Here is a 20883-nt window from a genome sequence, read left to right on the forward strand (position 1 = left end):
CTTTAGTAGAAATTGAAGCCCATGAAAAAGATCGGACTTATAGGTGGTACCTCCTGGCATTCCACAATTGTTTACTACAGGTTGATCAACGAGCTGGTAGGGGAGAGGATCGGGTCGCAGGCGAATCCGGAGCTGCTCATCTACAGTCTCAACATTGAACTTATGCGGGAGCAGAATAAAGAAAAGATCAACAATAAATACCTCGGAATTGCCCGCACATTAGAGACTGCAGGGGCCGAAGCTTTGGTGATCTGTGCCAATACGCCGCACATGGTGTATGATTTCGTGCAACCGCAAATCGATATTCCAATCCTTCATATCGCTGATGCTATTGGAAAAGAAGCCCATAGTTCCGGACTTAAAACTCTGGGCCTGCTGGGGAACAGGCCTACCATGACAGGTGATTTCATTTCGGAATACCTCAAAAATAACTACGGCATTAGAACCATAATTCCTGATGCTCAATTCATAGATCAAAACCATCATTACGTGTCTGCCGAACTTACGCAGGGAATATTCTCTGATAAGGCTAAAGAATTTTTCATGGAACAAATGGAGCTGCTGAAGCAAAAGGGAGCAGAAGGGATCATTCTTGGCTGTACCGAACTGCCGATGCTCATAGAGACTTCAGATTTTGACCTGCCAATGATGGCAACCACCCAACTACATGCACAAATGGCTGCAGATTTTATTCTTTCTGATAATTAAACTTTTTTGTGCTCCAAATTCACATAAGATTAATACCGGGATTTTCGCCTAAAGCTTTAAAAGAGTTAAATTTAAGGGAATTAAAAAAAATTGAATTATGAGTTATTATTTTTCAAAGGTCCTCGACACCTCATTTGAAGAGGCCATAGATAAAGTTACAAAGGAATTAAAGGAAGAAGGTTTTGGGATTCTTACTGAAATTGACGTAAAAGAAACTTTTAAAAAGAAACTTGATGTGGATTTCAGGAAGTACAGGATCCTGGGAGCCTGCAATCCGCAGCTGGCGCACAAGGCTATCTCTGCGGAAAGTAAGATAGGGACCATGCTGCCCTGTAACGTCATTGTTCAGGAAACCCAAAACGGGAAAACTGAAGTTTCTGCAGTAGATCCTGTTGCCTCCATGAGTGCGGTTGAAAATAAAGATCTGGGAGGGATTGCCGGCGAAGTTCGGGAGAAGCTTAAGACCGTAATAGAACGCCTCAATTAGATCCCTTTTTAGAGAAGTCAAAAAAGGAAAAAAACTACACCTGATCTTTTCCTTATTAAAAATATTCAGCAAAAAAATCCCGGATGCCGCTAAGGAATCCGGGATTTGGTCTGGTATATATAGAAGGTGGTTATGCAGTTTGATTTTCTGCTATCAGCACTTTTGTTTCCAAATGAACTTCAGAAGTTATGGAGTTCGAAATTAAACAAGCTTTCTCTGCTTTGATCATGACCTTTTCTGCCTTTTCCCTGTCATCCTCGTTTGGAATGGTGAGTACGGGCCTGAGAAAGACCTCTGTCATGGCAAATTTTCCTTCTTTCTTGTCTAAAATACCTTCTGCAGGGCAGGTAAGGCTAATAAATTCCAGGTTGGAATTTTCGGCAATAGCTAAAAAAGTGGTCATAAAACAGCTGTTTACGGCAGCGGTGAAAAGATGTTCCGGAGACCAGATCCCGGGCATTCCTTTGGGAAATTCGGGCGGAGTTGCTACTTCAACTTTTTGATCAAGAACCGGGGAAGAAATTTCCCCTTTTCGGTCCATTTTCCATTCAAGGTCTACGTGATATTTATGTGCTTCCATTGTGTAAGTTTAATTTTAAAGATAAAGCAGGTTTTTTCTAATCTTTATGATCTGCATCAGGTTTTACTTCGCAGTTGCCTGTGGCACAATTTCCTGCCGCACAGCCAAGGCCGAACAACCCCATTGCTGCCGGCCAGGCGCCTAACAGCACTCCTATCCATTGACCTTCAAATCCGCTTTGGATGATCACCCACATTCCTATAAAGAGGTAGGCAACACGTGTCCAGGTCCAGTTGTTAAAGATCCTGTTGCTCATCTTCCAATTTTACTGTTAAGCCCGGTCCAGCTTCCGCCGTTGTAAACATTGGTGTAACCCCGGGATTTTAATAAACTTTTTGCTGAAGCACTTCGCATCCCCGAAGCACAACAGGTAATAATAGGCTTATTTTTATCTTTAGGGATCCCTGGACTGGTATTCAGGTTGGACAATGGGATATTTTTAGAACCCTTAATATGTCCGCCTGCATATTCCGCTTTGGTTCTCACATCAACGATCACTCCGCCTTCTTTTAGCATCTGATTATAATCCGGGGCAGGGGCAAACCCCATCAATTCTTTTAGTTTATCGAACATACTATGCTTCTTGTGAGGTTAGATAATTTACTTCCAGCCATGATCCGCCGTTAAGACAGTTTACTCCCTGCCGGCTTAGATAATCTGCAGCCTGTCCGCTTCTCATTCCCGAGGCGCAACATAAGATCAATGGGGCTTCCATTTCCCTTAGATCATTGATCCTGTCCGGAATTTCATTTAATGGAATATTTACAGCTCCGGACACACTTCCTCCCATAAATTCTCCACGGGTTCGTACATCTACTACGGTTCCTTTGTTGTTTTTTATAATTTCTTCTCTACTCATTTATATGATATTTAAGTAAGACTTTATTCAATTAAGAAGTATTCCTTCTTTAAAAAATATGAGCACAAATTTACACCCGGGGAAGAGGTTTCACAGTTACTTTTGTTACATAAGCTTCCGGTTTTAAGATGGCTTTAAAAGGTTATTTTCAGGAGCAAAAAAAAGAGGCTGTCCTGTGGAGCAACCTCTTTCCAAAAATCCTTTTATCCTGATCTTTATTTAAAATCCTCAATAGCTTCACTTAGGTCATAAACCTTTTGATCCTTGAATTTATTCTCTAAAATGCTGCTTCCGGCAGAGGATCTGTATCCCCCGGCACAATGTACCACGATGGGTTTATCGTTAGGCACTTCTCCTGCACGGTTCCTCAATTCATTCAGCGGAATTCCAAGCGCACTGTCAAAGATCTTACCTTCGGCAAGCTCGCTTTCATTCCGTATATCGACAATGGTATATTTATCCTTATTGTTTTTGAAATCCTGAAGATCAAATTCATCAGACCTTTTAGAGACTTCTTCACTCAAAGTGATCATCCCTTTCATCTGCTTTTCGTAACCTATTTTGGCTGTTCTTTCCAAAAGCTCATCGATGTCTTCTACAGAACTTACCACGAGGTAAAATGGTTCATTAGGCTCAATGATTGCCCCGAGCCAGGTCTCATATTTATCCCCCTCTGTTCGGGACATGATGTTGATACTATTTGGAAGATGGCCGGCTTTATAGGCATCTCCGTCTCTTGCGTCTACAACAGTCACCCCTTCTTCTACTTTGGAAACTCCAATGTGTAAAGGAACCCTGTATTTTTCCTGCTGTACATTTCCTGCTCCTTTGCGGTTCATGTCCACATTAAAGCCGAAATAGGAAGGAATAAAAGGTTGGTCCTTCAGGATCTCTTCTACGAATTCCTCTTCGGTCTGGTCTTTAAAAGCCCAGTTGCTCATACGTTCATCACGCAGTGTACTCGAAGGAGCAGCACTCATATTTTTACCACACAATGAACCTGCGCCATGTGCGGGGTAAACCAAAGCATCATCGGGAAGGTCATTGAATTTATTTTGCATGGTGTGGTACATGGCTTTGGCAAGTTCCACTCGTTTTGCGGTCATGTTTCCTGCTTTTTCGCGCAGATCGGGCCGGCCCACATTGCCTATAAATAAAGTATCACCTGTAAATAAGGCAGTTTCGTCACCCTCTTCGGCAACAAAAGTGAGACTGTCCGGAGAGTGACCGGGAGTATGAAGAGGGCGGATATTGATCTTTCCGATCTTCACCGATTGTCCTTCATCAAAAGGTTCATGAGGATAACTTACCCCTACTTTTTCGCTCACATAGATAGTGGCACCGGTTTGTTCGTGGATTTGTAAATGTCCGCTAACAAAATCGGCATGAGGATGAGTTTCAAACACCGCTACGATCTTTGCATTATGCTCCTCGGCAAACTTGTAATATGGTATAGGATTACGGCTTGGGTCAACCAAAGCCATTTTACCCTCACTTACCAGCGCATAGGAATAATGTGCTAAAGGGTCGTCTTTAAATTGTTTTATAGTCATAGCTCCTTTTATTATTTTGTTTAATTTTTACTGAAAACGCTTTACAATCGCTCTTTTCATGTTGAGGCAAAAATAACCTCCAATAAGGCGGAAGGCAGTAACAATTGTTACAATTAGCAGTGGTTCAATAAAATGGATATTTTAGCTTCCATAAAAGTAATACTTATTCACAAATCGACCTGAAGGATAGTAAAAAGAGCCGGCGCTAACCATTTAAAATTGATCTGCAGAAGAGGATCCTTGGAAAGGTCAAATCCCCCTTTGGATTAAGGAAAAAATTCTTGTGTAACATTAGTCACAAAGAGCGGGCTAAGAATTCCTATTTTTGGAATCCATATGGGCCTCAACTCTTACATAGCGATTCTCTTTTCGGTGATCTTCTTCGGAAAATTCCTCGTAATGGACTCCAAAATACTGGTGGCTGTTTTTGATGCAGATGAGATCTCTTATGTAAACCCTTTCTGCAAAAAACAAAATGTGAAAATGCAGAACAACAGCGCTGCGAAATCTTTAGCTGAAGATAACCAATCTCTGGACCTTACTATTGATTCCTTTTGCAATGCCCCTTTTAAGTTTGACGTTTTTACCTGGGAATCCAGGATAATTACTGAAGAAACCCGGGCATACGCAGATCAAACTCCCTCTTTGCCGGAATCTGCTAAAGACAGGTTCTACCCACCTCCAAGAGCTTAGGCTTTACTTCCAAACCTAAACTTTTTTTAATCTTTTCAGGACCTGAAAGTTCTGAACCAAAACCTATTTTATAATGACGACGCAGATCTCAGTCAGCCGTCGCTCCATTCGGGTATTGAGAGTAATGCTTAGCGGGATATTTCTTATCGCAAGTGCCAATCACCTTATGAATGTAGAGCAAACGGCAAAACGCATAGACGCAGCCAGTATGAAAGGATTCGCTTACCTCTTTGGAGACCCCGAGATACTGGTGATCCTTTCGGGTATTGTCATGCTCGTGGCAGGACTCGCCTTTTTTGCAGGCTTCCGAACCCGGTGGGCGGCAGCGATCCTCCTGTCAGTTCTCATCCCAATTACCCTTACCATTCAGGTAGGACAGGCGCATACCATGGGACCCTTATTTAAAAATATAGCCATCATGGGCGGACTCCTGTTCTTTATCCTGAATGACTTTACCAAAGAAACAATAACCGAAACAAACCCGGCTCAACCGGAATTGAGCATAAAAAACAAAGCACTATGAAAATGTATTTTATAAGCAGTATCGTAATTCTCCTTGCAGTATTTACCAATCCTGTAAATGCTCAGGAACAGCAAGAGCAACAGAACTATGTTGTACTAACAAAGAAAGTTCCACAGCTCAAGCCTATTTTAATAGCAGCAGAATCGCTGGCCCGCGAAGACGGGCATCACTTCGGAAAATTCGAGGTCATCATTTGTGGTCAAACCGTAAAGGAACTTACCAATAAAGAAATGATGCAGGAACATATCAACAAAGCTAAAGAACAAAATGTAGAGCTTGTCGCCTGCGGATTCTCCCTGAAGAAATTCGGAGTGGATCGAAGGGATATTTCCCCTGAACTCAAGGTGGTCGATAACGGGATCCTGTATAACCTTCAACTACAAAAGAAGGGATATATAAGTCTTTCTCTTTAAATCTCCGGAAATGAAAATATTAAAAGGAATTTTTTTGGCAGGAATTGCCATCTGGAGTTTTACATCCTGTAACAGGCTAACAGGAGCGAATGCAGATTCAGCAATAATGGCAAAGGATACCCTTAGCATTACCGTGCTCCAAACCGCAGATATTCACGGGCAACTTGACCCACACCCGGAATTGTTCTGGGAAAACGGGGAGATCGTCTTTAAAGAAAGAGGTGGCCTGGCGAATATTAAGACCCTTTTTGAAGAAGAACGGGTAAAAAATCCCGGCCGCACCATCATTGTAGACGGGGGAGACCTCATCCAGGGAAGCGGATATGCCGCTCTTTCTGAAGGGCGTATTTTTCCTGAACTCATCAGTAACATGGGTTATGACGTAATCATTCCCGGAAACTGGGAAGTGGTCTACGGGAAAGACAGAATGATGGAGATTATGACGGGGTACAATACCCCTGTAATTGCACAGAACATGTTCCATCAGGATAATGGAAAGCCACTCTTTCCACCTTACTGGATCAAAGAGATCGAAGGTGTGAAAATTGGTTTTATCGGCATCAATGACCCTGATGTTCCCGTACGTCAAAATCCTGTCTTTAGTAAAGGGATGAGCTTCAGTGGAATCGAAGATGAGGTGAAGGGGCTTATAACTAAAGTCAAAAAGGAGGAAGAAGTAGATGTGCTTTTTCTTGTTACTCACATTGGAGTGTTTAAGCAGGTGGATCTGGCCAGCCGGGAGCTGGCGAAAGACGTGGATTATATCCTCGGAAATGATACCCACGAAAGACTGCGGAAACCTGTTCAGGGAAAATATGCAAAGGTGACAGAACCCGGAGCTTTTGGTTCTTTTGTGGGAAAACTCACCTTGCATTTTGTGGATGGAAAGCTGGTGGGAGATGACTACGAACTCCTGGATGTGGATCCCCAAGTTTATCCCGCAGATCCCGAACTGCAGCAGATGGTGGAGAAAGCCAAGAAACCTTACGAGGACCATCTCGAAACTGTGGTGGGACACACAGCGACACCCATTTACAGATACCTGACGGTGGAAAATCCAATGGACAATATGATCACCGACGCCGCAAGATGGAAAACCGGGGCCGATATCTCCATTTCCAACGGCTTCAGGTTCGGAAATCCCATAGTTCCCGAAAATGGGAAACCTGCGCCTATTACCCGGGCCAACCTGTGGAACCTGCTTCCGGTAAATGAGAAAGTAAAGACCGGAAAAGTAACCGGGCAACAAGTGAAAGACTGGCTGGAGCGGGAGATGCATAATGCCTTTGCACAGGTGCCTACAGAAAGATTTGGAGGTTGGCTGGTAAGATTCTCCGGCATGGAGGTAGACTTCAATAGTCAGGGGGGAAAAGGAGAACGTGTTCAGTCTATAACCATTAAGGGAGAACCTATGCAAATGGATGAAACTTATACCATTTCTGCCTGTGTACGTCCCGGCGACCCAATTGACAACTTGTGCCGTATTCCCGATGTGAAGGAGGTGGAAATAAAAGATTATACCATCCACGAGGTGGTGGAAGAATATTTAAGAAAGAATTCCCCGGTTTCTCCAAAGCTGGAAGGCCGTGCCTATTGTGAATATTTAGGACCTTACTCTTTTTCCACAGTACCTGAGACAGATTACAAATTTCAGTAATGAAATTAATTAATATAAGAGCCTGCCTTTTTCAAACAGAGATTTGGCAGGTTCTTATCATAGAAGATTATAACTTAACATTGCAAAATTTGAGATTATGAGACGAGGAAAATTATTGAAGATGGTAAGTATGGGGGTAATATTTGCAATAGTAACAAGTTGTGGGCAGAGAAATATAGCCACCTCTGGAAATAGAGGGAAGCAACAAACCATTACCTTACTGCATACCAATGACATTCATGGCAATTACATGCCATTTTTGACCACTACAGGAAGTGCCACTTCCCAAACAGGTGATGCAGGTAGAGATACATTAATCACTTTTAAACAGCAGGCCGAAATAGGTGGTTTTGCAGTATTGGCAACCGCGGTGAAGGAAATTAGGAAATCAAAGGGAGATGAAAATGTTCTCCTGCTGGATTCGGGGGACGCTTTTGGTGATGATCTTTTAGGGAATCTAACCAGGGGAGAAGCTGTAATAAGGATGATGAAAAAATTAGGTTATAATTATCTTTCTCTTGGTAATCATGATTTTGACTACGGCAGGGAACGTACAGAAGAATTGATGAAAATCGCCGGTTTCCCTTTTGGCGCTGCCAATATCAGAGACAAAAGAACAGGAAAAAGTATTTTTGGCAATCCTTATTTAATAAAGGAAATAGGAGGTACAAAAATAGCTATTCTGTCCCTGGGATATCATAATACAGATCTTACCGGAAATTCAGAAAATATGAAGGATCTGGAATTTCTCCGGGGGAATGAAGTTTTAAAGGAAGTTTTACTAGAGGTTAAGGAACAGGCCGATATCATTATTTTGCTATCGCACCAGGGAACTGCTGTTGACAGATTGACTGCAGAAGAATTTTCTGAAATTGATCTCATTTTGGGAGGGCATAGCCATGATCTCATATCAAAACCCGAAAAAATTAATAATACCTATATGGTACAGGCACTGTCTGATGCTGCAGCGCTTGGTGAAATTGACCTGGAGATCACAGATGGCAAATTAACAGGAATAAAGGCAAATCATCAATTACTTTGGTTAAGTGATTTTGAAAAGGACGGTGAAATGGAGAATCTTATTAAAGAACTTCGGGCTCCGCACCTTGTTCATCTTGAGGAAGTTATAGCAACGGCAACAGAGGTGATTGACAGGCAATACAAAACAGAAAGTTCTTTTGATAAATTCGTTGGAAATTTGCTTCGCAAAGAATATGAGGCAGAAATTGCTTTTTTGCCGGGAGTAGGTTATGGCATCTCTCTCCAGGGAGATATCACACGAGAAGACCTGTACCGGCTTATTCCACATCCTCCTAAGATTGTTACCCTCAGCCTTACCGGAAAACAAGTTAAGGCTACTTTGGAGCAAACCGCAACCAACCAAAAACCCGGGGATAAATATGAGGTAGTGGGCGGTCTGCTGCAAAGTAGTGGAGTCAGCTACACACTGGATTATTCTAAATCTGTGGGAAATCGCATAACCGCTGTGCAGGTCAACGGAAAAGATCTTGATCTTGAAAAAGAATATAAGATCGTTACTCACAGCGGAATGCTAAAGGGGCTTCATCGCTATAATGAAATTGGAAAAGGGAAGAACATCGACAGAAAAGATATTCAACTGAATGAATTTGTCACTGAAAAATTCCGTGAGTTAAAAGATATAAGTAACCCCGAAAATATGAAGGAAATCAAATTTATTAAATAAATTCAGCTTTTGATTTTTAAAAGAAAAGAGGCTGTCTGGAAAGTTTTTAATACGTCATCCTGAATTTATTTCAGGATCTTAACCAATTGAAATTCAATTACATTAGAAGCTGAAACAAGTTCAGCTTGACGAAACAAGGTCTTTCCAGACAGCCTCTTCTTTGTTATAATGATCAGCAATTCCTTACTGTTTTAAAGTTCCACCTCCACAAACATCTAATTTAAGAGGATCTACTTATATTTATTAATACTGCTCCTTTAAAAACTTCTTGAATTTATTAGTATTGTAATCTCCCATTCCCAGGTGGGTCATCACCAGTTTACCATCAGCATTTATTACAAAGGTGCTGGGGATGCTTTGTGTTTGGTACATCACCGGCATGCCTCCATTTAATTGATAGATCTCAAAGTCATAGCCTTTCTTTTCATTAAAGTCAATGGCTTTTTGAAAATCCTGATCTACAGATAGCATGATAAAAGCCACTTTCTCCTTATCTACGTCATTATAGAGCTTATTGATTCCGGGCATTTCGGCTACACATGGAGGACACCAGGTAGCCCAAACATTCATAAAGATCACTTTGCCTTTAAGATCCTTCATTGCCACTTTTTCCCCTTTGGAATTGATGAGGTTCATATTAAAATCTGCAGTTGGACTTGCATCATTCATGGCAAGATCCTCCTTTTCTTCAAGGTCGGGGTTCATTAATCCGGTGGCGAGGATCCCACGTTGCAGGAATCCCAGGACTTCGGTATGTAAACCTGTTACATATAATCCGCCAAAAATGGCAAAAATGATCCCGTATTCTATGAGGTGTTTTTTCAGACTTTTCTTCTTCTTTTCTTTCATGCTTGCAGTTCTTCTTTGATTTAGGTATTCCAAAGATAGAGCCACTATTCCCTGTGGGATGTAACAAAGGTTACAATAGGCAGCAAGAAAAAAGGCATCCTAATGGATGCCTTTCAAAAAATTGAAATTTATTGTCTATTTCTTTTTTTCAGCAACAAAGCGTATTACCCAGCCTTTGCCTTTGTGGAATGCCCCCTCCTCAAGTTCAATCTCTCCTTCAAAGAATTCCAAAAAATGAAGATCATGAAAGGAATTTTTGATCTCCTCTTCAGAAAACAGCATTTCTGGCTCTTTTGGGCCTCCAACTGCCGGATTGCTTTCCTGGTATTGAGGATGTTTAGAGGCAAAACCTTCAAAGATCACTTTTCCACCTTCTTTTAAATATTTATGTGCCGAGTTGAAGAATTCCTGTCTTTGCTGAGGAGGAAAGTGGGCATAAACAAAGCCTATGGCATCAAACTGAGCTTCTTTAAAGCTAAGGTTTTGCAGCCCGGAAACCGTATAGTCGATTTCCACCCCTTCAGCTTCAGCCAGTCTTAAAGCTTTCTTCCTGCCTTCCTCACTTTGATCAAAAGCTGATACCTGCCAGCCTTTTTTGGCTGCATGAACTGCATTTCTACCTTCCCCTTCCGCAGGGAAAAGGATTCTGCCGGGGGTGAGGTTTTTGAGTTTAGCTTTTAGATACTCATTAGGATCCTTTCCGTAGATATATTCCTCCCGTTGATATCTTTCATTCCAGAATTCCTGCATAGTTTTTTTAGGTGTCAAAAATGGAATTTAAAGCAGCTCTTTTCCAATGATGTAAATTCCCATCACCAGCACAAACCAACCAAAACCTTTTTTCAGTTTTCTACCGTCTATGAATTTGTTGAGGTAACCTCCCAGGAAGATCCCAATAATAGAAAGTCCGGTGAAGATCAGAAGAAAGACCCAGTCAATGTCGAGATTCTGCACATCTCCAATAAATCCTATAAGAGATTTGACGGCAATGATGAGCAGGGAAGTGGCTACTGCTTTTTTCATAGGAAGTTTGGCCAGTAAAACCAGTGCAGGGATAATTAAAAATCCTCCCCCGGCCCCCACAATTCCTGTTAACACGCCCACTACAACCCCTTCTATGATTATGAGGGGATAATTATATTTCACTTTTGTCTCCCGCAGGTCTGCATTGGAGGTTTCCCTGATCATGGAAACCGATGCCACGATCATGATCACTGCAAAGAATAGCATGATCCCGATGTCTTTAGTGACTTCAAAATCCCAGAGGGTGAAAATATGTTCGGGAATTGCGGGGACTAAATACTTTCGGGTGGCATAAACTGCTATAAATGCCGGAATGGAAAATACGGTGGCAGTGCGAAAATCCACCAGCTTCTTTTTTAGATTATTAAGCGCTCCCACGAGAGAGGAGGCGCCAACCACGAATAAGGAATATGCGGTTGCCGTTACGGGATTGATCGACAGCAAATAGACCAGCACAGGGACAGTAAGAATGGAACCACCTCCTCCAATGAGGCCCAAAACAACCCCGATCAATAAAGCACCTAAATATCCTAAGAGGTCAATAATCTCCAAAATTTCTTCAATTTAATGGGAAGCAAAAGTAACCTCCGGTCCTTCCATTTGCAGTAACAAAAGTTACAGTTTTTTTGCGCTACAGCTCATGCACTACAATGCTATTACGTTGCAGCAGGATCTTACCTTCCATTTCAAGCTTTTTGAGCAACCTGGAAACGACTACACGTGAAGTGTTGAGATCATAAGCTACCTGTTGATGAGTGACCTGTAATTCTTCAGATTGATTGATCTTGGCTTTGTCCTGCAGGTAGCGCAGCAGGCGTTTGTCCATGTTCATAAAAGCCAGGGTATCTATGGTCTCCAGCATTTCGGTTAACCGCGAATGATAACTTTCAAAAACAAAATTTCTCCAGCTCTTATATTTAGCCGTCCATTCTTCGATCTTACTCACAGGGATCATTATAAAGCGGGTATCTCTTTCGGCTACAGCCCTCACTTCACTTTTGGTTTGGCCTAAACAGCAGGAGAGCGTTAGGGCGCAGGTATCCCCTCTTTCAAGAAAATAAAGCAACAATTCATTTCCTTCCTTGTCCTCGCGTAAGATCTTGATGGCGCCTTCGAGGAGTAAAGGCATGGAACTTATATAATCGTTGATGTCCATAATGATCTCACCTTCCCTGGCGAATTTCAGGACCCCGGTATGTTCTATTTCTTTTAAAAGTTCTTCTTCAAAAATGAATCCGTAGGCTTCTTTAAGTTCCTGTAACATGTTTTAGCTAATGATAAATATTAGGAAGAGCCAAGTTATTGATTTTCTATGTGAGGCAGGGAATTATAGAATAAATAAAATTGAGGTATAAGGTTAAACAACCTTAAAAATGGGGCTTAAATGCCTAAAAATTAGTGAAATAACCTACGCTTAACAAATAAGGGTGAGAGATTTGCTACTTTCATCAGAAACCAAAAAATTAAGAATTATGAAAATGAAAAAATTTTATTTATCGACTTGTTTCGCGCTCCTAATGTTGTTTAGCGGAAAACTTTTGGCCCAGGAGGAAGGAGCGAAAAAAGATAAGGCGAAAGACGTAGTTGAAATGGATGAGCGTCAGGAATTAAAGAATGATGCCAAAAAGGCACTGGAGGCTTTTAAGGCAAAGGATAACGGTATTCAGGCACATTTAGATAGCGCTGCAGGATATGCCATTTTCCCTAATGTCGGTAAAGGCGCATGGATACTCGGTGGTGCTGCCGGGAATGGAATAGTCTATGAAAAAGGAAAAGTTGTAGGTTATACAGAACTTCGCCAGATTGACGTAGGATTCCAGATTGGCGGACAAGCCTTTAGTGAAATTATTATTTTTAAGACTGAGCAGGCACTAAACGAATTTAAAGAAGGAAATTTTGAATTGGAAGGAAGTGCATCTGCCGTAATATGGGATAAAGGTAAAGGAGAAGCCATTCAATTCCAGGATGGAGTTGGAGTAGCCTTAATGCCTAAAGCCGGTGCTATGGCCGGAATCTCTGTAGGGGGTCAAAAATTCAACTATGGAGAGGTACAATAAGAGATCTGACAATATCTAAGAAAAAAAACCGGCGTTGTTGCCGGTTTTTTATTTGCTGCAAGAGCCGGGAGCCAGAACTTTAAGCATTTAGTTCGCACTGATCAGTTTCCAGTTTAGTTTAACTATAATTAAAATCTGCGCGATCAGCGGGAAATGTAACAAAGTCAAGAAGTATTCAGTGGTAAGGATCTGTGGCGAAATGGAGAAATTCTGCTAACTGCCTACTCCTTACCGCCCACTTCTGACCACTGCCAACTGACCACTGAACAGTCCAATTAAGCTCCCTGTCCCATACTTTGCATGAGTCCGCCGTCCATGGGATAAGTTGAACCTGTGACATAATCTGAGTCTGAAGAGGCTAAGAACACCGCCAGTTTCCCGATCTCTTCGGGTTTTCCTGCGCGCTTCATGGGAATATGCTGTACCTGGTCCTTTCTCACCTCCTTATCTTCTACAGCTTCCTCGTTCATTGGGGTAAGGATCATTCCCGGCGCTATGTTGTTCACATTGATCCCTTCTTCTGCCAGTTCAAGGGCAAGCACCCTCGTAAAATTGCGAACAGCGCCTTTGGTTGCACAATATTCAGCTGTGCCGGGAGCGGGAATTTCTTCATGAACAGAACTTACGTTGATGATCTTTGCCTTTCCGCCTTGTTTCCTTACCTGGTTGATAAACCTGCGGGTACAGAAGAAATAACCGTAAACATTGGTTTTCATGGCTGTATCCCAAACTTCAGTAGACATATCGGCCACTTTGATGCCCTGCCCGTTTACTGCGGCGTTGTTCATGAGAATATCCACTCTTTCGAATTTTTCTATGGCTTTATCGAACATTCGTTCAACCTCTTTTTCTTCAGTCACATCTACCTGCAACACAAGACCGTTACTTCCTGCCGCTTCCACTTTTTTGAGAGTTTCCTGCGCCCCCTCTTCATCGGAATAGTATGTGATCACCACTTTTGCACCTTCTTTTGCAAATTCAATAGCTGTTGCCTGACCAATACCCGAATCTGATCCTGTGATCAAGGCCACCTTGTTGTCCAACTTTCCCATTTCTATATTAATTTTTTATTTATCTGATAGATATATAATCTACAACGGAAAATTCAATGCCGGCGTTAAGGAAAAGGTAATTTCGGGATACTGGAAACTTCAGGTTAATATTTAAAATTAAGGGTGACCGCCAATCTATTGCCGTCCCCGCCATGATAAATTCCAAGGGTTCCGGTGACTGCAAGTCCCGCACTTATCCATATGGCCCCTCCGTAATTATTATGCCATTGCTCCGAATTTTCTCCCGGCACCCAAACCCTTCCGTAGTCAAAACCGGCAGTGACGCCATAAACGAAAGGAAGGAGTCTATTTTCCCAGATTCCCAAAGCAGTACGCAGATCTGTACTGTGATAAAAAGCCTGTTTTCCGTTAAATCTGTGATTCCTGTAGCCTCTCAGGCTTCTGTTGCCACCTATAGTTGCCGCATGATAGAATTCATAGTCGTCACCAAAGAGGGCTTTACCTCCAAGTTTGGTGGCAATCACGACAAAGCCGTTGGACATGAGCGGGTAATTCATGGAAATTACAGGCTCCAGATACCCAAATTCGTTACCGGCATCATCTAAGGCAGATTTATACCCGGTGGTAATCGAAATATCCGATCCCAGGTTTGGAAAGGCTTTGGTGTTCTTACTGTTAAAATGATAATTGGCTTCCCCTCCTGCGTAAACCTGCGTGTCAAAAATGTCATTTTGGGCAGGAAAGCTCTCTGCGAGATAGGTTTCAGGTTCATACTTGACCTTTAAGGATTCCACCAGGGGTCCAATTTTAAAGCTGCTTCCGCCCTCATTGCGCCAGATCAGGGAGGGTCTAAAATGCCATTTTTGGATTTTTACCCGGTTATATTCCTTGGTTACATCATCAGGAAAATAAGTGGCTTCAGTCCCACTACCAAAGTAATTTAGGGTATAGTTGGGGCTCGTAAATCTCGCATCAATGCCCAGGTTCCAATTATAGAACAAGTGGGCAAATTCTCCGGTATACCGAATCGAATAGCCATTAGTGTCGGTATAGTAATTGGCTAAAAGCTTGTGCTGCGCCTGGAAAGGATTATTTACCAGAGAGTAGCGGGTCCAGACATTTTCCACACCCAGGGTGAATCCCGCGTCGGTTTCAAAATTAACATAAGGCAGAACCTTAAAGATGCTGTGTTTGAATTTTTTATAATGGAAGTTATTGATCTCGTAAGAATCGACGAGCAGCCGCCGGGAACCCTGGTTTAATATCTTGCTTTCTGAACTCTTAAAATCATACAATTTTGCGTTTCTCTTGTTCCGGAAATCGTAAGTGTCCTTCCCCGCACCGCCGAGAACTCTTATCCGAAGTGGCTTATCCCCCTCGCCGGAAATCTTAAAACTATCATCCCCATCCATTCCATAGATCCAGATCTCTTCGGTCTCTTCTGAATTATAGCTGCGGCTGAAGATCTCTTCTCCGCCGGAAGTTTGGGTAATCCTGGTAGTAGCATTCTCCTGCCTTTCGATCTCAAAGGCATCATCTTCATTGGTTCCGGTGATCACCACGAAATCCTGAAGTCTGTTGTAATATTTGCGCGCAATTTCCATGAGGTTGCCGCGACGTCCTTTCAGCTTTTCTTTGATCTCCTCAATAGAAGCATCCTGTGCATCTTCTGGAAGGTCATTAAAGGCGATCTCGATCTGTTCATCGGTAATGGAATTCCGGATCACCGCCACCTGTTCCTGCCAGGCTTCCCATTTAGATTTATAAAGTAATTGCAGATCCAGCGGATATCCGGACCAGTTGAACCATTTGATATTGTCTATATCTTCATCGTAGGTCTGCATCTTCCGAAGCATTGGCACCGATAGCTTAATAAGCGGAATCAAAGCCCCATCGTATTTCGAAAACGCCTGATCGCGATCCCGCGGAATAGGGACATACCTCTTTTCTCCATTCTCTTCAAACTCTGCCCATCGCCATTGATCCTGGTGGCGATCCCAATCTCCTACGAGCATATCCAGTAATCTGGCTTTGATATATGCAGCTTCATCTACTGTTGCATTTTTTTCTTCTCTTAATTCTTCAAGGAGATCGAAGGTGCTTAAAATGTCTGCGGGATCACCAAACTGCGAATAATCTTTATTCTCTTCGCCGGCATGTGCCTGCAATTCAAAAAGGGAATCTCCATATTCATCATTATACATTTCCAGAGCCGGTTGCGGTGGTACGTAATAAATGTCCGGCTTGATGTGGGGGATATCCAGTGTTTTTGCGAAATGGTCAAGCGAATATTTGGCGTAAGGATGAGAAGTTGTAAAGTAATCGAGCACCAGGCGCTCCGGCAGGGTATTTTTCAGGATATCATCCAGGTAATTGTCGGGAGAAAGGTCCGTTTGCAGGTACTGGAGGGGATCTTTTCGCAGGGCGCGTAAGGTGTATTCATGGCCTTCATTGTCCTTGAACCTTATCGATCTTGATTGCTGCCCTCCACCTTCTTTCACCGGACTTAAACTATCAAGAAGCAGAACCGGCACTTCGATCTCTTTACTGTACAGCTCCCGGTAATGCTCGCCCCACAAGAACCTGTGAAAGCCTGATTTTTTAGTCTCTTCGGGAGTATAAATAGAAGCCGCATGAGTTTCCCCTATCTCTTTCCACGGCTCTCCTTTAATTTTATCTTCCTTATCTTTTTCCCGCGGAATTTCCTTCTGAAAAAGCTGTTTAAGGTCGGTATTATAAAATTCCACCCGGGAATTGCCATTTTTGAAGACAGTAAGTTTGGCAAAACCGGCTGCTTCTGAAGCGAAATGGTCTTCTTCACCGGCGCGGGCCGATTCTGTTGCGGCGGCTGTGGCGCTAATGATCTGCGGATTTCGATCGTTATGCAGGTACTGAAGATTCTTGTGATGTCCCGAAACAAAGATCACATCATCAAATTGGCTGGCAAGGGTTTCCAGCCTTTTCCTGAAGCTTCTATATGCAGGACTTTCAAAGTTCTGCTTTGAAAATGGAAACACCCTGGACAAAAAGCCCGGAGTATTGGCAGTTAATACAGGGTGATGCATCGCAATGAGTTTAACCTTTCCATCATTATCCTTTATGGCATCCTTAATTTCTATAAAGAATCTCTCCCGGTCTCTTATATCGCATTCCATATTAAAATCTGCACTACGATCCCAGTCTTCAAGAAACCACTGAGAATCTACCGTGATGAGCACTACCTCCTCGCTGATTTCTATTTCTTCAACAGGGCAGCCATCATCAGGCACGAATTCTCTTTTGCTGTTCTGCTGAAGAAAACTCTCCAGGTCGTCCAGGCTCTGGGGTGCTGCAGAAGACCATTCATTTTCTCCGGGGGTAAAAATGATCTTTCCATTGAAGTTTTCGAAAGGTTTTAAAAGGTGGTTCCTGAGAAACTTTTCTGCTGCCATCCGCTCCTGCTCCTGTGCAGGATACCCGCTTTCAGCAGTTATATTACCGAGCAGCAAAAGGCTTGCAGTTTTGTCATTTTTAGATGCTTTGCTTACCGCATTCAGTATTTCAGGAGTTGACATTTCGGTTCCCAGGCCTGTATTCGAAAGGATGTAGAAGATATGGGAAACTTCAAGAGAGTCCGGGGTAGATTCCTGGGAACACACTTTTGTAGAAGTGCTAAAAATAAGAATTATAAGAAGTGTTTTAAGGCTTTTTGAGAGCCCGGGGAACATAGGTTTGTGTAGCATAAAAGAAACCTGGTTGATGAATTATTTTAAATTTATGATCTTTCTGCACCACCCAAACATTTGAAGGTCTGAAAAAATCTTTTTCCTGCCTTGGTTTTTAACGGCTTATAACACTTTTGAAAAGCATTCCTAAAAATTTTCATAAACCTAAAATGAGGTTATATTTGTGAGGGAACCTAAAAAATTAACAGGTCCGGACTTTGAGATTCTATTTACTTCTTCTTTTTCTGTTATCCTGGCTGGCAAATGGCCAGGAACTACCTCCTGTGCTCAATTTTAGCCCCAATGATTATAATGCCGGAAACCAGAATTGGATGGTGTCGCAGGGGCCGGATAAGAGAATATATGTTGCTAATAATTCCGGTTTGCTTCAGTTCGACGGGGAACACTGGAATTTATATAAGGTGCCGGGGGAAACGGCCGTAAGATCGGTCCTGGCCACAGAGGATCGTATTTACACAGGAGCTTATATGGACTTTGGATATTGGGAGCCGAAGGAGAATGGCAGACTAACCTATACTTCACTCAAGGACTCCGTAGGCCCGGGATTATTTGACGGGGAGCAATTCTGGGATATAAAGGAAATAGGGGATCACGTGATTTTTCAGAGTCACCAGCGATTATACAGTTTTAATAAGATTTCCGGACAGGTCACTGTAGTGGTTACTGAAAGGAATATTTCCAATCTTTTTAAAGTTCGGGACAGGATATATTATCAGGAAGCAGAAAAAGGCCTTTTTGTTATAGAAGAGGGGGTGGGGAGATCTTTTGTCTCTAATGAAAAGATCAGGAATAAAAGCATTATCGGTTTGTTTCCCTATTCCTCAGATAAAATACTGGCAGTGACCAGGGATGACGGAATTTTTATCATAACCGGGAATCAATGGGAATTTTTACCCGTGGAAAATTACCCCGGTTCGGTAAGTTTCTTTTCTGCAAATTACCTGAAAGATGGATCTCTTGCTTTAGGAAGTATCGGGAGCGGCCTTTACATCCTGAGTTTGGAGGGAGAGCTAAAATACCATCTATCACAACCCACCTTACTCAACAATACTTTGTTGGCAGTGACCGAAGATGAAGAGGGAAATGTTTGGGGAGGTTTGGACAATGGGATAGCCGTTATCAATAAGGAAAGCCCGTTCAGGTTATTCGTAGACACTTTTGGAAAAATTGGTACTGTCTATTGCGCTTTGGTTGTAGACGGCTTTATGTACTTGGGAACGAATCAGGGTCTTTACTATAAGGAAAAGGATGCTGACGGGGAATATGTGCTGGTGCCGGGAACCACAGGGCAGGTTTGGAGCCTTAATTATATCAACGGGGAGCTTTATGCTGGACATGATCGTGGCACTTTTATAGTTGAGGGTAAAAAGGTAAGGTTGATTTGGGATGGCCTTGGAACCTGGACAATGGCAGGGATGGGGGGTGGTATTTTACAGGGACATTATAACGGACTTAGCTATTTTTCCCCGGGGTCAGAGGAACCGGCCAGTTACATTGAAAATTTTGATCTTTCGGTGCAACACATGGTTGTGGAGAATGATTCTATCGCCTGGATAAGTCATTATCACCGGGGGGTGTTTAAAATCGAGTTGAGCAGAGACTATTCAAAAATTGAAAATATAAAAAACTTTAAAGTGGATCCCGAGGCGGGTATGGATCCTCATGTTTTCATTTTTGAAAATGATATCTATTATTCAACGGAGAAGCTGGTCTTTAAATATGACAGGAAAAAGGACGAGTTTACCGCCGATAATGAACTCAACAGGTTAAGCAGGGGGAATAACAGAATCAGCGGGGCTTCCAGGGTTTTGACAAATGGGAGTTGGTGGACCTTTGGAGAAGAAAATCTTTTTTATGTGACCAGAGATCCTTTTGAGCAGAAGTTAATTGAAAGAAAGATACCGCTTCCATTGGAAAGCAGAAATATCGGGAAAGGATTTGAAAATATCTCTCTTGTAGGGAAGGATCAGTTTCTTGCAGGTTCGAATGGAGGCTACATAGAATTTTCCCTGCCGCTAAGAAATGACGTGCTCTCCGGTCAGCTTTTATTAAGTTCCATTAAAACCTCAATCAAAGGAGAACATGCTGCCTACCGGTCTTTAATTGCGAAAGGTTTGGACCTGGACAATGAAAGCAATAGTATTTCTTTTCATTATGCTATTCCAAATTATCAAATTCTTGCCAGGCCTGAATACAGTTACCGGTTATTAAACTACACCAAGGATTGGTCATTGTGGGATCAGAGCGGAACGACGAGGTTCGAAAATTTGCCCCCCGGGAATTATGTTTTCCAGGTTAAAGGAAGAATAAACGACCGGGACCTGGAGGTTCGGGAATATGCTTTTACTATCCCTAAGCCCTGGCATCTGTCCAATCTGGCTTTGATCAGCTATGGTCTCCTGTTCCTTCTGGGACTTTTTGGAATTCACCATTTCTATAAAAGACGGCACAGGAAAATAATTCTTGAAAGGGAGAAGAACCTTAAGATGAAGAACCTGGAGGCAGAACAACAAATCATTAAGCTTCAAAAAGAAAATCTTGAAAGGAATATGACCGAGAAAAACGGGCAGCTGGCAGCTTCCACAATGTCTCTCATCAAAAAAAATGAATTCCTGTCCTATCTAAAAGAGGAATTAAAGGGAGATGAAAATTCCAGGGTTAAGAAGGTCATTAAAACTATAGATAAAGAATTGAGTGAAGAGGATAACTGGAAGATGTTCCAGGAAGCTTTTAAAAACAGTGACAAGGAATTTTTTGATAAGCTAAAAGCTAAACATCCTGAACTTACTTCAAATGATTTGCGGCTTTGTGCTTATTTAAGATTAAACCTTTCCTCTAAAGAAATTGCTCCTCTAATTAATATCTCAGTTAAGAGTGTGGAGATAAAGCGATATCGTTTGAGAAAAAAAATGGATTTGCCCAGAAATGTGAATTTAACAGACTATATAATGCAATTATAGCCTTTACAAAGCTCATTTTTTCCTCTACACTACCTATACAAATTTCCTAAATAATACTTTTTACTCTCTTTTTTAATT

At 42.2% G+C, this 20883-nt stretch carries 20 protein-coding genes; 9 read left to right on the top strand and 11 right to left on the bottom strand.

What is annotated here, in order from left to right:
- The first annotated feature begins 21 nt into the window (after positions 1-21).
- The gene (locus CRO16_RS05420; protein WP_097055288.1) at positions 22-708 is read left to right on the top strand and encodes an aspartate/glutamate racemase family protein; all 687 of its coding nucleotides are present in this window, start codon (positions 22-24) and stop codon (positions 706-708) included.
- Between the two features lie 97 nt (positions 709-805).
- Positions 806-1195 (top strand): DUF302 domain-containing protein, encoded by a 390-nt coding sequence (locus CRO16_RS05425; protein ID WP_097055289.1) that lies wholly within the window; start codon positions 806-808, stop codon positions 1193-1195.
- 130 nt (positions 1196-1325) lie between these two features.
- Here CRO16_RS05425 and CRO16_RS05430 read toward each other — a convergent pair whose 3' ends face one another.
- The 5 genes from CRO16_RS05430 to CRO16_RS05450 form a co-directional block, all read right to left on the bottom strand.
- Positions 1326-1775 (bottom strand): OsmC family protein, encoded by a 450-nt coding sequence (locus tag CRO16_RS05430; RefSeq protein WP_097055290.1) that lies wholly within the window; start codon positions 1773-1775, stop codon positions 1326-1328.
- A 37-nt stretch (positions 1776-1812) separates the two neighbouring features.
- Positions 1813-2031, bottom strand: a complete 219-nt coding sequence (locus tag CRO16_RS05435; RefSeq protein ID WP_097055291.1) for a hypothetical protein — start codon at positions 2029-2031, stop codon at positions 1813-1815.
- Positions 2028-2348 (bottom strand): rhodanese-like domain-containing protein, encoded by a 321-nt coding sequence (locus CRO16_RS05440; protein WP_097055292.1) that lies wholly within the window; start codon positions 2346-2348, stop codon positions 2028-2030. The genes CRO16_RS05435 and CRO16_RS05440 overlap by 4 nt, the downstream gene beginning before the upstream one ends.
- 1 nt (position 2349) lies before the next feature.
- Positions 2350-2634 (bottom strand): rhodanese-like domain-containing protein, encoded by a 285-nt coding sequence (locus CRO16_RS05445; RefSeq protein ID WP_097055293.1) that lies wholly within the window; start codon positions 2632-2634, stop codon positions 2350-2352.
- 215 nt (positions 2635-2849) lie between these two features.
- On the bottom strand, positions 2850-4187 hold the full coding sequence (locus tag CRO16_RS05450) for an MBL fold metallo-hydrolase (RefSeq protein WP_097055294.1): 1338 nt from the start codon (positions 4185-4187) through the stop codon (positions 2850-2852).
- A gap of 399 nt (positions 4188-4586) precedes the next feature.
- On the opposite strand from CRO16_RS05450, the gene CRO16_RS05455 reads away from it, so the two are divergent.
- From CRO16_RS05455 to CRO16_RS05475, 5 genes are all read left to right on the top strand, one after another.
- Complete coding sequence (locus CRO16_RS05455; RefSeq protein ID WP_143544431.1) at positions 4587-4880, top strand: hypothetical protein; 294 nt, start codon at positions 4587-4589, stop codon at positions 4878-4880.
- A gap of 73 nt (positions 4881-4953) precedes the next feature.
- Positions 4954-5403, top strand: coding sequence for a DoxX family protein (locus tag CRO16_RS05460; protein ID WP_097055296.1), 450 nt, complete (start codon positions 4954-4956; stop codon positions 5401-5403).
- Entirely contained in the window at positions 5400-5816 is a 417-nt protein-coding gene (locus tag CRO16_RS05465) for a DsrE family protein (protein ID WP_097055297.1), read from the top strand. Before CRO16_RS05460 ends, CRO16_RS05465 begins: the two co-directional genes overlap by 4 nt.
- Positions 5817-5826: 10 nt before the next feature.
- Positions 5827-7473, top strand: a complete 1647-nt coding sequence (locus tag CRO16_RS05470; protein ID WP_097055298.1) for a bifunctional metallophosphatase/5'-nucleotidase — start codon at positions 5827-5829, stop codon at positions 7471-7473.
- Positions 7474-7570: 97 nt separating this feature from the next.
- A complete protein-coding gene (locus tag CRO16_RS05475; protein ID WP_097055299.1) occupies positions 7571-9178 on the top strand; it encodes a bifunctional metallophosphatase/5'-nucleotidase in 1608 nt (535 codons plus the stop codon).
- 243 nt (positions 9179-9421) lie between these two features.
- Here the strand turns inward: CRO16_RS05475 and CRO16_RS05480 are convergent, their stop codons facing one another.
- From CRO16_RS05480 to CRO16_RS05495, 4 genes are all read right to left on the bottom strand, one after another.
- The gene (locus CRO16_RS05480; RefSeq protein ID WP_097055300.1) at positions 9422-10027 is read right to left on the bottom strand and encodes a TlpA family protein disulfide reductase; all 606 of its coding nucleotides are present in this window, start codon (positions 10025-10027) and stop codon (positions 9422-9424) included.
- 135 nt (positions 10028-10162) lie between these two features.
- Positions 10163-10795 (bottom strand): class I SAM-dependent methyltransferase, encoded by a 633-nt coding sequence (locus CRO16_RS05485; protein WP_317042511.1) that lies wholly within the window; start codon positions 10793-10795, stop codon positions 10163-10165.
- A 9-nt stretch (positions 10796-10804) separates the two neighbouring features.
- Entirely contained in the window at positions 10805-11602 is a 798-nt protein-coding gene (locus tag CRO16_RS05490) for a sulfite exporter TauE/SafE family protein (RefSeq protein WP_097055302.1), read from the bottom strand.
- A gap of 79 nt (positions 11603-11681) precedes the next feature.
- Positions 11682-12314, bottom strand: a complete 633-nt coding sequence (locus CRO16_RS05495; protein WP_097055303.1) for a Crp/Fnr family transcriptional regulator — start codon at positions 12312-12314, stop codon at positions 11682-11684.
- A gap of 214 nt (positions 12315-12528) precedes the next feature.
- Between CRO16_RS05495 and CRO16_RS05500 the strand changes: the two genes are divergently transcribed.
- A complete protein-coding gene (locus tag CRO16_RS05500) occupies positions 12529-13107 on the top strand; it encodes a lipid-binding SYLF domain-containing protein (RefSeq protein ID WP_245858876.1) in 579 nt (192 codons plus the stop codon).
- Between the two features lie 275 nt (positions 13108-13382).
- Here CRO16_RS05500 and CRO16_RS05505 read toward each other — a convergent pair whose 3' ends face one another.
- Both CRO16_RS05505 and CRO16_RS05510 read right to left on the bottom strand, forming a co-directional pair.
- The gene (locus CRO16_RS05505) at positions 13383-14159 is read right to left on the bottom strand and encodes an SDR family NAD(P)-dependent oxidoreductase (RefSeq protein WP_097055305.1); all 777 of its coding nucleotides are present in this window, start codon (positions 14157-14159) and stop codon (positions 13383-13385) included.
- Between the two features lie 104 nt (positions 14160-14263).
- Positions 14264-17842 carry a BamA/TamA family outer membrane protein gene (locus CRO16_RS05510; RefSeq protein ID WP_143544432.1) on the bottom strand — a complete coding sequence of 1193 codons (3579 nt, stop codon included), beginning with the start codon at positions 17840-17842 and terminating at the stop codon, positions 14264-14266.
- Positions 17843-18042: 200 nt separating this feature from the next.
- On the opposite strand from CRO16_RS05510, the gene CRO16_RS05515 reads away from it, so the two are divergent.
- On the top strand, positions 18043-20805 hold the full coding sequence (locus CRO16_RS05515) for a helix-turn-helix and ligand-binding sensor domain-containing protein (RefSeq protein ID WP_097055307.1): 2763 nt from the start codon (positions 18043-18045) through the stop codon (positions 20803-20805).
- Positions 20806-20883: the final 78 nt, after the last annotated feature.

Origin of the sequence: Salinimicrobium sediminis, assembly GCF_900215295.1 — a bacterium.
GTDB lineage: Bacteria > Bacteroidota > Bacteroidia > Flavobacteriales > Flavobacteriaceae > Salinimicrobium > Salinimicrobium sediminis.

Bases quoted from the DNA above. Each gene is read 5' to 3' on its own strand.
- CRO16_RS05420 (WP_097055288.1), top strand. From the start codon at position 22: ATGAAAAAGATCGGACTTATAGGTGGTACCTCCTGGCATTCCACAATT.
- CRO16_RS05425 (WP_097055289.1), top strand. From the start codon at position 806: ATGAGTTATTATTTTTCAAAGGTCCTCGACACCTCATTTGAAGAGGCC.
- CRO16_RS05430 (WP_097055290.1), bottom strand. From the start codon at position 1,775: ATGGAAGCACATAAATATCACGTAGACCTTGAATGGAAAATGGACCGA.
- CRO16_RS05435 (WP_097055291.1), bottom strand. From the start codon at position 2,031: ATGAGCAACAGGATCTTTAACAACTGGACCTGGACACGTGTTGCCTAC.
- CRO16_RS05440 (WP_097055292.1), bottom strand. From the start codon at position 2,348: ATGTTCGATAAACTAAAAGAATTGATGGGGTTTGCCCCTGCCCCGGAT.
- CRO16_RS05445 (WP_097055293.1), bottom strand. From the start codon at position 2,634: ATGAGTAGAGAAGAAATTATAAAAAACAACAAAGGAACCGTAGTAGAT.
- CRO16_RS05450 (WP_097055294.1), bottom strand. From the start codon at position 4,187: ATGACTATAAAACAATTTAAAGACGACCCTTTAGCACATTATTCCTAT.
- CRO16_RS05455 (WP_143544431.1), top strand. From the start codon at position 4,587: ATGGACTCCAAAATACTGGTGGCTGTTTTTGATGCAGATGAGATCTCT.
- CRO16_RS05460 (WP_097055296.1), top strand. From the start codon at position 4,954: ATGACGACGCAGATCTCAGTCAGCCGTCGCTCCATTCGGGTATTGAGA.
- CRO16_RS05465 (WP_097055297.1), top strand. From the start codon at position 5,400: ATGAAAATGTATTTTATAAGCAGTATCGTAATTCTCCTTGCAGTATTT.
- CRO16_RS05470 (WP_097055298.1), top strand. From the start codon at position 5,827: ATGAAAATATTAAAAGGAATTTTTTTGGCAGGAATTGCCATCTGGAGT.
- CRO16_RS05475 (WP_097055299.1), top strand. From the start codon at position 7,571: ATGAGACGAGGAAAATTATTGAAGATGGTAAGTATGGGGGTAATATTT.
- CRO16_RS05480 (WP_097055300.1), bottom strand. From the start codon at position 10,027: ATGAAAGAAAAGAAGAAGAAAAGTCTGAAAAAACACCTCATAGAATAC.
- CRO16_RS05495 (WP_097055303.1), bottom strand. From the start codon at position 12,314: ATGTTACAGGAACTTAAAGAAGCCTACGGATTCATTTTTGAAGAAGAA.
- CRO16_RS05500 (WP_245858876.1), top strand. From the start codon at position 12,529: ATGAAAAAATTTTATTTATCGACTTGTTTCGCGCTCCTAATGTTGTTT.
- CRO16_RS05505 (WP_097055305.1), bottom strand. From the start codon at position 14,159: ATGGGAAAGTTGGACAACAAGGTGGCCTTGATCACAGGATCAGATTCG.
- CRO16_RS05510 (WP_143544432.1), bottom strand. From the start codon at position 17,842: ATGCTACACAAACCTATGTTCCCCGGGCTCTCAAAAAGCCTTAAAACA.